Genomic DNA, 13,023 nt, shown 5'->3' on the forward strand with positions numbered 1-13,023 from the left:
TGTGTCTGAGACGAAAGTATGCGTCAGGTATCCGTTTGAGAAAAATAATAGATTATCGACATAAATATCGTATAAGCGGTTCCAGCGTCCGGGCTATGTCGAACGATTCCTACGAAGCCTGACCGACAAGCATAAAAAAAGGGGTCATCCAAAGATGACCCCGATACCTTTCCCCTTACAGTGCCAATCAGGCTTCCTTGGAGGATTTACTCGCTTTCTTAATGGAAATGGTCAACTTGTCAGCCTCCTCGTCCAGGTCCATGGTGATGCTGTCCCCTTCGTTGAGCTTCGAGTTGACGATCTCTTCGGCCAGGGCATCCTCGATATACTTCTGGATGGCCCGTTTGAGCGGCCGGGCCCCGTATTGCTTATCGAAGCCCTTCTCGGCAATATAGTCACGCGCCTTATCGGTAAGGGTCAGATGGTAGCCGATATCCGCAATGCGGTCGTAGAGTTTCTTGAGTTCGATTTCGATGATCTCGTGTATGTGCTCCCGTTCCAGTGGGTTAAATACAATAACGTCGTCAATCCGGTTGAGGAACTCCGGTGCAAAGGCTTTTTTCAAAGCATTCTCGATAACGCTCTTTTGGTGCGTATCGGCCTGGGATTTCTTCGCCGAGGTACCGAAGCCGACACCCTGGCCGAAATCCTTGAGTTGCCGTGCCCCGATATTCGAGGTCATGATGATAATGGTATTGCGGAAGTCGATCTTCCTGCCGAGGCTGTCCGTGAGGAAGCCGTCGTCGAGTACCTGCAGCATCATATTGAAAACATCCGGGTGTGCCTTTTCCACCTCGTCCAGCAGGATTACGGAGTAGGGCTTGCGCCGCACCTTTTCGGTGAGCTGCCCGCCTTCCTCATAGCCGACATAGCCGGGGGGCGCTCCCACCAGGCGGGAGATGGCGAATTTTTCCATGTATTCGCTCATGTCGATCCGCACCAGGGCGTCCTCCGAGTCAAAGAGTTCCTTGGCGAGTACTTTGGCCAACTGGGTTTTCCCGACCCCGGTTTGTCCGAGGAAAATAAAACTCCCGATCGGCTTGTTGGGGTCTTTCAGCCCGGCCCGGTTCCGCTGGATGGCTTTGGCCACCTTGGCCACGGCTTCGTCCTGCCCAATGACGCTGTTCTTGATTAGCTGCGGCAATTCGGCCAGCTTATTGCTTTCGGTCTGGGCAATTTTGTTGACCGGGATGCCGCTCATCATCGAGACCACGTCGGCGACGTTGTCTTCCGAGACGGTTTCCCGGTTCAGTTTGCTGTCTTCTTCCCATTTCTCCTGGGCGGTAGACAGGTCTTTTTCCAGTCGTTTTTCGTCGTCCCGCAATTTGGCGGCCTCCTCGTAACGCTGTTTCTTGACCACGCTGTTCTTGAGTTCGCGCACCTCTTCAAGCTGCTTTTCGAGCTCGAGGATCTGCTTGGGCACGTCCATGTTCACAATGTGCACCCGCGATCCGGCTTCATCCATGGCGTCGATTGCCTTGTCCGGGAGGAAGCGGTCGGTCATGTAGCGGTTCGTGAGCTTCACGCAGGCCACCAGGGCCTCTTCCGTGTAGTTTACGTTGTGGTGATCCTCGTATTTTCCCCGGATGTTGCGGAGGATTTCGATGGTTTCCTCCACCGTGGTCGGTTCCACCATCACCTTCTGGAAACGCCGTTCCAGGGCGCCGTCCTTCTCGATGTACTGGCGGTATTCATCCAGGGTCGTGGCCCCGATGCATTGAATTTCGCCCCGGGCGAGGGCCGGCTTGAACATGTTGGACGCATCCAGGCTTCCCGTGGCGCCTCCGGCTCCCACAATGGTGTGGATCTCGTCGATAAACAGGATGACGTCGTCGTTCTTTTCCAGTTCGTTCATCACGGCTTTCATCCGCTCTTCAAACTGCCCGCGGTACTTCGTGCCGGCAACCAGGGACGCAAGGTCCAGGGTTACCACGCGCTTGTTGTACAATATGCGGGATACCTTTTTGTTGATGATCCTCAGGGCGAGCCCTTCGGCGATGGCGCTTTTGCCCACCCCGGGTTCCCCGATCAGCAGCGGGTTGTTCTTTTTGCGGCGGCTCAGTATTTGCGAGACGCGTTCAATTTCCTTTTCCCGACCGACAACCGGGTCGAGTTTGTTTTCTTCCGCCAGGCGGGTGAGATCCCTGCCAAAATTATCGAGGACGGGGGTTTTGGATTTCTTGTTTCCTTTCTGGGAGGTACCGCTTGAAAAAGTGCCCTCCTTGCTGTCCCCGGTGTCGTCCGAATCGCTCGGAAAGGATTCCGAGGTCGGGCTGTCCGTATAGTCGTCGTCGCTGGTGATCATGCTTTTGAATTGCTCTTTGACCCCGTCGTAGTCCACCTTCATCTTGTGCAGAAGCTTGGTGGTCGGATCGTTTTCGTTTCGCAGGATACAGAGCAGCAGGTGCGCCGTATTGATGGATGAGCTCTGAAACAATTTGGCCTCCAAAAAGGTGGTCTTCAGGGCGCGCTCCGCCTGACGGGTGAGGTGCAGGTTTTTCTTATCCTTGGGTTGCGAGCCCGCTTCCGGGTTCGCCGGGGAGAGGATTTCCACCTTTCTGCGCAGGTGGTCCAGGTCCACGTCCAGCGCATCGAGTATGCTGATTGCCTTCCCGTTCCCGTCGCGCAGCAGGCCGAGCATCAGGTGTTCCGTCCCGATGAAGTCGTGGCCCAGGCGCAGTGCCTCCTCCTTGCTGTAAGCAATTACATCTTTTACTCGCGGTGAGAAATTATCATCCATATACCTAGTGCGTATTCAACTTTAAAATTAGTAAAACTTATTATAAGAACGTCAAATACCGTACCTATATTCGATAAAGCTTCCCTAAATGACGAAAAAAACAAGGAAGTGCAAAATATATGGCCTGGATTTTATCAAAAAACCAAGGGGGGTTTGGTGTTGATAAAATCTTTAATAAAACCTGCGCAACCTGCCACAAAGGGGTGGTTTTTACGTATATTGGCATGATTTTTTAACCACAAAAATACAAGCCCGATTCAGTTATGGCGGAAGGAGAGAAACTGATTCCGATTAATATAGAAGATGAGATGAAATCGGCCTACATCGATTATTCGATGTCGGTCATTGTGTCACGTGCCCTGCCAGATGTTCGGGACGGCCTCAAGCCGGTGCACCGGCGCGTCCTCTACGGCATGCACGAACTGGGCGTACGCTCCACGAGTGCCCACAAGAAATCTGCCCGTATCGTCGGGGAAGTCCTGGGTAAATACCACCCGCACGGGGATTCCTCGGTCTACGATACAATGGTGCGCCTGGCACAGGACTGGAGCATGCGCTACATGCTTGTGGACGGCCAGGGGAACTTCGGTTCCATAGACGGCGACAGCCCGGCGGCCATGCGGTATACGGAAGCCCGCATGCGGAAGATCGCCGAGGAGATGCTGGCGGACATCGACAAGGAAACGGTAGACCACCAGCTTAATTTTGACGACTCTCTGGAAGAACCCACCGTCCTGCCGACGCGCATCCCGAACCTGCTGGTCAACGGCGCCTCGGGGATCGCTGTGGGTATGGCCACCAATATGCCTCCCCACAACCTTTCCGAGGTGGTGGACGGCACCATCGCCTATATCGACGACCGCGACATTACCATCGAAGGCCTGATGCAGCACATCAAGGCGCCCGATTTTCCCACCGGGGGCATCATCTACGGCTACGACGGCGTCAAGGAGGCCTTTGAAACAGGCCGGGGCCGGGTAGTTATGCGGGCCAAGGCCACGTTCGAAGAGGTGCAGGGGCGGGAGTGCATCGTCGTCACGGAAATCCCCTACCAGGTGAACAAGGCGGACATGATCAAGAAGACCGTCGACCTGATCAACGAAAAGAAAATCGAGGGCATCGCCACGATCCGGGACGAGTCGAACCGGAAGGGGATGCGGATTGTCTACGTGCTCAAGCGGGACGCCATCCCGAATATCGTGCTGAATATGCTGTATAAGTATTCGGCACTGCAATCTTCCTTCAGCGTGAACAATATCGCGCTGGTGGGCGGGCGTCCGGAACTCCTCAACCTCAAGGACCTGATTGTGCATTTTGTAGACCACCGGCACAAGGTGGTCGTCCGGCGATCGGAGTACGAACTGCGGAAGGCGGAGGAACGAGCGCACATTCTGGAGGGGCTGATTATCGCCTCGGACAACATTGACGAGGTCATCGCCATTATCCGGGGCAGTGCCAACGCCGAAGAGGCCCGGGCAAACCTGATTAAACGGTTTGAGCTGAGCGAGGTACAGGCCCGCGCCATCGTGGAGATGCGCCTCCGCCAGCTGACCGGCCTGGAGCAGGACAAGCTGCGCAGCGAGTACGAAGAAGTCCTGGCCACCATCGAGGACCTGAAGGACATCCTGGCCCGGGAGGAGCGCCGGATGGAGATCATCAAAGACGAACTCCGGGAGGTCCGGGATAAATACGGCGACGACCGCCGCAGTGAAATCAACTACGCCGGGGGCGACCTGAGCATCGAGGACATGATCCCGGACGAGCAGGTGGTGATCACCATTTCCCATGCCGGCTACATCAAGCGTACCCCCCTGACCGAATATAAGACGCAACACCGGGGAGGGGTCGGGCAAAAAGCCTCGGCCACCCGGAATGAGGATTTCCTGGAACACCTGTTTGTGGGGACGAACCACCAGTATATGCTGTTCTTTACGCAAAAGGGCCAATGTTACTGGCTCCGGGTCTTCGAGATACCGGAAGGCAGCCGTACCTCCAAGGGCCGGGCCATCCAGAACCTGATCAATATTGAACAGGACGACAAGGTAAAAGCCTTTATCTGTACGCAGGACCTCAAGGACGAGGAATACGTGAACAGCCATTTTGTAATCATGGCCACCAAGAAGGGGGTTGTGAAAAAGACGTCCCTGGAACAGTATTCCCGGCCCCGTCAGAACGGGATTATCGCCATCGGCATACGGGAAGGGGACGAGCTGCTCGAAGCGCGCCTCACCACCGGGTCCAGCCAGATCTTCCTCGGGCTCAAATCCGGGAAGGCCATCCGCTTTGAGGAGAGCAAGACCCGTCCGATGGGCCGGAGCGCCTCAGGGGTCCGCGGCATTACCCTGGCCGACGACAACGACGAGGTCATCGGTATGGTAAGCGTCCACGATTTTGACGAGGACATCCTGGTCGTTTCCGAGAACGGTTACGGCAAGCGCTCAAGTCTGGACGATTACCGGATTACCAACCGCGGGGGCAAGGGGGTTAAGACCATCTCCATTTCCAAAAAAACCGGCGGGTTGGTAGCTATCAAGAACGTATCGGATTCGGACGACCTGATGATCATCAATAAATCCGGGATTGCAATCCGGATGAGCGTGGAAGACCTCCGCACCATGGGGCGCGCCACGCAGGGCGTAAGGCTGATTAACCTGAAGGACAACGATTCCATCGCCGCTGTTGCCAAAGTGATGAAAGACGAAGACGACCTGGACGACACGGACATCCTGAATATCGAGGTCGATGCCGAGGATGGCACGACCCTTGATACAGATGGGGCGGATTCCGAAGGGACGGAGTCCGGAAAATAATTGATAAACACTAAATTTGCATAAACACTTTTTTAATGAAAACTAGATTGACTCTTCTGGCAGCCCTGCTTATCGGGTCTGCCGCAATAGCACAAAAATCAGAGATCCGGGATGCGGAGAAAGCCCTGAAAGACGGGAACACCGCCGAGGCGAAAGCCAGCCTGGACGCCGTTCAGGGCGTCATTGCCGGGGAAGACGAACGCCTGCAGTCCGAGTACCACCTGGTACGCGGGCAGGTCTACGCGGATTTGGCCAAGAAAGGCGACGACAGCGCCTTTGAGGAAGCGGTGGCTTCCTTCAGGAAAGTCCTGGAGGTGGAGGAACAAAGCGGTAAGGACCGGAACTCAGGTGAAGCACAGCAACGTTTAAAAGCCATGTCGGCCGACCTGGTAAACTCCGCTGTGGATGACAACAACGCCAAAAATTTCGATGCGGCTGCCGAGAAGCTCTATATGAGTTACAAGATCAGCCCGACGGATACCATCTACCTGTATTACGCGGCCAGCAGTGCTGTCAATGGCGGGAATTACGAGCGCGCCATGGATTTCTACCAGGAACTGAAGGACATTGGCTATGACGGGAGCGGCGTGGTCTACAAGGCCACCAACGTGGAAACCGGCGAAGTGGAGGAGATGAACAAGGCGCAGCGCGATCTGATGGTAAAATCGGGAACGTATACGGACCCCGTAGACGAGAAGGAGCCCTCCAAGAAAGCCGAGATCGTCAAGAATATGGCGTTGATCTACACCCAGCTCGGGGAAAATGAAAAAGCCCTGGAAGCCTATAAGGACGCCCGGGCCAACAATCCGGACGATGTAAACCTCGTATTGAACGAGGCGAACCTCTACTACCAGATGGGTGACAAGGAGAAATTCAGCGAACTGATGGCAGAGGCAGCCACCATGGCACCGGACAACCCGGACCTCTACTACAACATCGGGGTGATCAATATGGAGATGGACCGGATTGAGGAGGCCCGCGAGGCGTACCACAAGGCCATCGAGATCAACCCGGGCTACGTGAATGCCCAGCTGAACCTGTCTACCACCTATGTGAACGAGGGGAACGCATTGATCGACGATATGAACGCCCTGGGGACTTCCCGGGAAGATATCGCCAAATACGACGAGTTGAAGGAGAAAAAGGACAGCCTCTTTATGCAGGGGGCCGAGATCCTGGAAGATGCGCTGAAAGTCAATCCCGACAACCAGAGCATCCTGACACAGCTCAAGAACATTTATGGCGCCCTGGGCGACAATGAGAACTTTATGCGGGTCAAGAAACTCCTGGGCGAATAAGCCCCCGCTATTCCAAAATCAGGACCCCGGCCGGATGGCCGGGGTTTTTTTATGCGATTTGTTTGATTACCCGCAACGGGTGCGTATAGTTGCGCAGATCGTTATTGAAGATGCCGCTGTGGTCGATGCGGTCGATTCGGACGCATCCGTTTACGTGGATGATATAATTGTCCTGCATGATGAGGCCCACATGGTCGATAACCCCGTCGGGTCCGTCGAAAAATGCAAGGTCGCCGGGCAGGCTTTCCTCGATAAAACTCAGGGCTTGGCCCTGGGCGGCCTGTTCGGCCGGGGAGCGTTTCAGGGCCATGCCGCAGCACTTGTAGACCATTTGCGCCAACCCGCCGGCATCGATGCCGAAGGGGGATCGGCCCCCGGCCATTTCCGGGCTGCTGAGATACAATAGCGCTGTCTGCACGAGTTCCTCCCGGCCCGCGGCAGGGTCAAAGCGCGCTCCCTCGAATTGGTGTTCCATTACCGGGGCGTTGTGCGCATCCGACCCCAGGAGGACCGGGATCAGCAAGCCTTCCGGGGTGCAACAATGGCTCACCAGGTCGGCGGCGCAACCCGCCGAGGTACCCGGGGGACACGCCTCGTATTGTTCTTCGGAAAGCTCGGACAACTGGTCGTTGCGGACCCAGCCCTCGGCCCCGTCCAGGCGGATCCGCACCCGGCTCCAGTACTTCCGGGATTCCAGGATTTTAAAACATTCGCCATAGAGGAGTTGTGTCCGGAGGGGTGTGGTATCATCCGGAGAATCGTACACGGGTACGAGGCTGAGGGGGCAGATTCCGTATCGCATGGCGGGGCAGGGCGGGGGTCAGGGCCGTTCCAGGACTATTGCCGATGCACCACCACCTCCATTGCAAATGGCCGCGGCACCCAGGCGGGCGTTTTGCTGCCTGAGCACGTGGATCAGGGTCACGGTGATCCGCGCCCCGGAACACCCCAGCGGGTGCCCGAGGGATACCGCACCTCCGTGGATGTTTACATTTTGGTCGTCCAGCCCCAGGATTTTGATGTTGGCCAGCCCAACCACGCTGAAAGCTTCGTTGAATTCAAAATAATCGATATCCCCCAGGGCGACTCCTGCTTTGTCCAGCGCCAGCGGCAGGGCTTTGGCCGGGGCCGTGGTAAACCATTTGGGTTCCTGTGCAGCATCCGCATAGCTTTTGATGCGCACCAGGGGTTCCAGGCCGAGCGATTGGGCTTTTTCGGCACTCATCAGCACCAGGGCTGCAGCCCCGTCATTGATGGTGGAGGCATTGGCGGCCGTTACGGTTCCGTCCTTGGTAAAGGCCGGTCGCAATTGGGGAATTTTATCCATTTTCACGTTGCGGAACTCCTCATCTTCCCGAACCACAACAGGTTCGCCCCGTCGCTGCGGCACTTCTACCGGGACCACTTCATGCTTGAATTTGCCGCCTTCCCAGGCCGCCGCGGAGCGTTTATAGGACTGGATGGCATAGGCGTCCTGCTCCTCCCGGCTGAACTTGTATTTCTCGGCACAGGCATCTGCACACACCCCCATGGCCTGCTGGTCGTAGACGTCTACCAGCCCGTCCCGCTGCATCCCGTCTTCCAGGGTTGCCGGGCCAAACTTTTTCCCGTTGCGCATGTGCACATAGTGGGGGATCAAACTCATGTTTTCCATGCCCCCGGCCACTACCACAGACCGATCGCCCAGGGCGATACTTTGGGCGGCCTGCATAACAGCTTTCATCCCGGAGGCGCAAACTTTGTTCACCGTGGTACAAGGCACCGTTTCCGGGATGCCCGCATAGAGGGCTGCCTGCCGGGCCGGAGCCTGGCCGGCCCCAGCCTGGACCACATGGCCCATAAGTACTTCTTCTACGGCGGCCGGATCCAGGCCAATGGAATCCAGGGCTCCCCGGATGGCCGCAGCCCCCAGTTTCGGGGCCGGCACCGAAGAAAGGGCGCCCATAAAACTTCCGATCGGCGTGCGGACAGCAGCCACAACAACTACCTCTTTCATCTGTTCCTTTTTAGTGGCACGAAAATACGAATTTAAACCCGGACCCCCTACTTGAGCAGGAAAAGCCCCGAGATGCCGCGGGTTTTTTCTATTTTTGAGCGACACAAGCGCGATGCATGGCGAAAACGCTGGATACCTTCTATCGATCCCAGTCACTGATCTATAAGTATTTCCTTTACTTTTTAACGATCGGCGCCATTGTGTTCTTTTTCCCCAAAGGAGGACAGTTCAAGTACGAGTTCCAGAAAGGCAAACCCTGGCAATACGAAAACCTCTATGCCCCTTTTGATTTTTCGATCCGCAAGACGGAGGCCGAATTACAGGCCGAACGCCAGCAATTCCAGCGGGACCAGGTGCCGTATTACCGGTTCGATACCGAAGCGGCACGGGAGGTTTACCGCGCCTACGAAGAGCTTTTCCCCGAATACTTCCCGGGGACTGGCCTGAGCGCCCGCCAAATCGGGGTGTTGCGCCAGCAGGGCCGCGCCATCCTGGACAGCCTGTACCTGAGGGGAATCTGGGACGGCAGCGACCCCCCGCTAAGCCGGGAGGTCTACCTGGTGCGGAACAACCAGGCACGTCGCATGCGTTTTGACAGTATTTACCGAATGGACGCGTTGCGCAATACCATCCGCGACCTGACGGAATCCGTGGGTATTCCCGCGGACCAGGCGGAGTTCCGGGAATTGTTGCTCCGAATAGCCGAGCCCAACGTCAGCCTGGATCAGGAACTGACCGGCCGGGAACTGGAAAACCAGTTATCCGGAATATCCCTGACCCGGGGAAATGTTGACGAGGGCGCCCTGATTGTCGCCAAGGGCGAAGTGGTGGAAGGGGAGAACCTGAAGAAGCTCGAGTCGTTGCGGGCGGAATACGCATCCGAGGTATGGAGCGCCAACAATTATTACTTCATCCTCTCCGGGTATACCATCCTGGTGGCCCTGGTGTTGATCATGCTGCTGTTGTTCCTGAAACGGTACCGCCCGGATGTGTTCCGGAACAATGTCAAGGTGACCTTTATTTTCTTCAATATCCTGGTGATGGTGTTTCTCACCACCTTCGTGGTGAAGTACAACGAGGCTCTTGTCTTTGTGGTACCCCTCTGCATTCTGCCGCTGATATTAAAGACGTTTTTTGACGCCCGCCTGGGCCTGTTTGTCCATGTGCTCACCGTCCTGATCCTGGGGTTTGTGGTGCCCAACAGTTTTGAGTATATCTTCCTGCAGATCATCGCGGGCATTGTCACCATCCTGACGGTATCCGAACTCTACAAACGGGCCAATTTGTTTATCTCGGTGGGCCAGATTACGCTCATCTATATCCTGGGCTATTTTGCCTTCAATATTATCCAGGGGGGCAGCCTGGACAACGTAGTTTGGGTGAATTTCGGGTTTTTCCTCCTCAACGGGATGATCACGCTTTTTGTGCAGCCGCTGATCTATATCTACGAGAAGATGTTCGGGATGGTCTCGGATGTTTCCCTGCTGGAGCTTTCGGACACCAATTCCCGGCTGCTCAAGGAGCTGTCCAACAAGGCCCCGGGCACCTTCAACCACTCCCTCCAGGTGGCCAACCTGGCCGAAGCAGCTGCCAACGAGATCGGTGCCAATGCAATGCTTGTCCGGGTAGGAGCGCTCTACCACGACATCGGCAAGATGAACAACCCAACCTATTTTACCGAGAACCAGACGACCAACAACAACCCCCACGATGAACTGGCCCCGGAAAAAAGTGCCCGGATCATCATCAAACACGTCATCGAAGGGATCGAAATGGCGCGGAAACAGAATATACCAGACCGGATCATCGACTTTATCCGGACCCACCACGGTACCACGCTGGTCTATTATTTTTACAAAAAGGCGCGTGAGTGGGACGGGGAAGATCCGGATGAAAAGGATTTCCGATACCCGGGCCCGGTGCCATTTTCTAAGGAAACGGCCATCCTGATGATGGCTGATTCCGTGGAAGCAGCTTCCAAGAGCCTGGTAAACCCCACCTATTCGATAATCGACGAATTCGTGGATAAGATCATAGCAACCCAGATGCAGGCCGGGCAATTCCTCAATGCGGAAATCACCTTTAAGGAGATTGAAACGGTGAAAAAGGTCTTAAAACAACGACTGACAAACATTTACCACCTGCGGGTAGAGTACCCGGAATAGGGGATTGGCGGGGATTATACTAAACGCGGATTGAAGGCGTTTTAAAAGTGACCACCGACCATACAAATGATGAAAACCCCCTTCATAACTGTCAGACCGGGCCACAACGCGGTTCTATGGGTGCTGTTTGCCTTTATGACGAGTATCCAGCCCTTGTGGCTGCAACAGGTAGACAGCCTGGAGCGGGTTCTCAACCGCCCGGATATCACCACCGAAGACAAAATCCACACGCTCTACATGCTCAGCCGGGACCTGGCCTTTGTAGACCGCCTGCAGGCGCTCGAATACGCCGATGAATCCCTGGAGCTGGCCACACAAGCCGAAGACCGTCGCGGCATGGCCTATGCCTACCGGATCCTCGGGAGTATTTATTCGCTGGATGAAAACTACTTCACCAGCATGCAATACATCCATCTGGCCCACGAGTTATTCGTACAACAGGAGGACAGCGCGGGGATCGCCAATTGCTATGTGTCAATGGGCCATATCTACCGAAATCTGAATGAACGGGAGAAAGAAGAGCGGTTTCACCGCCTGTCCTACGATTTATTCAAGAAGCTGGGGCAACCCGAGCGCACGGCGGTAGCTGCGCACAATATGGGAGAGACCTATTACCTGAACGGGCAGCTCGAAAAGGCCCGAGCGTATACCCGGGAGGCCATTGAAATCCTCAGCGGTATCTCCCACGCGGCGCTGACTTCCAGTTGCTATAAGGTCATGGGGCTCATCCACCTGAAGGAGCAGGATTACCAGGAAGCCAAACGCTATTTCCAAAAGGCACTTGATATCAGTGAAGGACTTGGCAAGGATGCACAGAAAATCGCCTCGGCGGAATCCCTGATCCGGTTGGCGGAGATTAGCGGGATTCTCGGAAACCCGTCGCGGGAGAAGGCCTACCTGGAACAGGCGGCCAAGCTGAGCCAGGAGAACAATCTGTACGACTATCAGGTGCGATCGTATTATCAGCTGGCACTTCACTATGCCCGAACCGATGATGTGGAGAATACCCGTCGGTTTATGGTGCGGCACAAGGAATTATCGGATTCCCTTCAGGTCATCCTCACAAACGACAGGGCTCGTCTCACACAGGGCATGATCCATATTGAACAACTCACCAAGAAAACGGAGGAACTCGAGGAACAGGCCGCGCAGCAAGCACTGGCTTTAGAGATCCGGAACCGGACGCTCATCTTGATCGGGGTTTTCCTGATCATCCTCAGCTTGCTGATTTACAAACTCTTCAGGACGCTTCGCGAGATGCGTGAAAAGAATTCGATTATCCAAATGCAGAAGGAGGAACTGGCCGAGTTGAATGCCTCTAAAGACAGATTTTTTAGCATCGTGGCGCACGACCTGCGCAGCCCGTTGGGCTCCCTGAAATCCTTTACGACCCTCCTGGCCGACCACATCGACCTGATGAGCCTGGAAGAGATCAAGGAAATGGGCGTCCAGCTCGACCGGTCGGTGGACAATACCATGCAGCTTACGGACAACCTGATAACCTGGGCCCGCAGCCAGATGAACGAGATCAAAACGGAGGCTACCGAATTCGACCTGCGACCCCTTGTAGAGAACGTACATACGGTATTTGCCTCTGTGGCACGCCACAAACAGATTACCATGGAGGTTTCCTACCCGGAGGAAACCACGATTTTCGGGGATAAAAACCAGATTGAGTTTGTTATCCGGAACCTGGTAAACAACGCTATCAAATACACGCGGGAAGGCGGTACGGTAAAACTGGAAGTCCTCCCTGCGGATGATCAGAAGGCGGTAATCCGCATCTCGGACAATGGGGTGGGGATGGACCCGGACCAGGTTGCATCGCTGTTTATCCGCCAGTCCGACAAAAGCCGTCGCGGCACGGCAGGCGAGAAAGGCTCGGGCCTTGGTTTGGTCCTTAGCCACGAATTCGTCAAGCGCAACAAGGGCCGGATCCGCGTGGAAAGCATCCCGGATAAAGGCACCTGCTTCACCATGGAGTTTCGCCGTACCCGACAGGCTGCTTAAACCC

Annotated in this window: 7 protein-coding genes; 4 read left to right on the plus strand and 3 right to left on the minus strand. The window is 55.5% G+C overall.

Annotation, left to right across the window (positions count from 1 at the left end; translation table 11 throughout):
• Nucleotides 1-187: 187 nt before the first annotated feature.
• Nucleotides 188-2,740, minus strand: a complete 2,553-nt coding sequence (locus tag AC3DKS_RS00640; RefSeq protein WP_474731731.1) for an ATP-dependent Clp protease ATP-binding subunit — start codon at nt 2,738-2,740, stop codon at nt 188-190.
• Nucleotides 2,741-3,003: 263 nt separating this feature from the next.
• Between AC3DKS_RS00640 and gyrA the strand changes: the two genes are divergently transcribed.
• Together gyrA and AC3DKS_RS00650 are read left to right on the plus strand one after the other, a co-directional pair.
• Nucleotides 3,004-5,550, plus strand: coding sequence for a DNA gyrase subunit A (gyrA, locus tag AC3DKS_RS00645; RefSeq protein WP_015754560.1), 2,547 nt, complete (start codon nt 3,004-3,006; stop codon nt 5,548-5,550).
• Nucleotides 5,551-5,585: 35 nt separating this feature from the next.
• Complete coding sequence (locus AC3DKS_RS00650; protein ID WP_474731729.1) at nt 5,586-6,848, plus strand: tetratricopeptide repeat protein; 1,263 nt, start codon at nt 5,586-5,588, stop codon at nt 6,846-6,848.
• A gap of 49 nt (nt 6,849-6,897) precedes the next feature.
• Here AC3DKS_RS00650 and AC3DKS_RS00655 read toward each other — a convergent pair whose 3' ends face one another.
• Nucleotides 6,898-7,650, minus strand: a complete 753-nt coding sequence (locus AC3DKS_RS00655; protein ID WP_474731727.1) for a C40 family peptidase — start codon at nt 7,648-7,650, stop codon at nt 6,898-6,900.
• 18 nt (nt 7,651-7,668) lie between these two features.
• Nucleotides 7,669-8,844, minus strand: a complete 1,176-nt coding sequence (locus tag AC3DKS_RS00660) for an acetyl-CoA C-acyltransferase (RefSeq protein ID WP_474731725.1) — start codon at nt 8,842-8,844, stop codon at nt 7,669-7,671.
• 116 nt (nt 8,845-8,960) lie between these two features.
• On the opposite strand from AC3DKS_RS00660, the gene AC3DKS_RS00665 reads away from it, so the two are divergent.
• Together AC3DKS_RS00665 and AC3DKS_RS00670 are read left to right on the plus strand one after the other, a co-directional pair.
• Nucleotides 8,961-11,009, plus strand: coding sequence for an HD family phosphohydrolase (locus AC3DKS_RS00665; RefSeq protein WP_272608175.1), 2,049 nt, complete (start codon nt 8,961-8,963; stop codon nt 11,007-11,009).
• A 135-nt stretch (nt 11,010-11,144) separates the two neighbouring features.
• The gene (locus AC3DKS_RS00670) at nt 11,145-13,019 is read left to right on the plus strand and encodes an ATP-binding protein (RefSeq protein ID WP_272640683.1); all 1,875 of its coding nucleotides are present in this window, start codon (nt 11,145-11,147) and stop codon (nt 13,017-13,019) included.
• Nucleotides 13,020-13,023: the final 4 nt, after the last annotated feature.

The organism is Robiginitalea sp. (assembly GCF_982776155.1).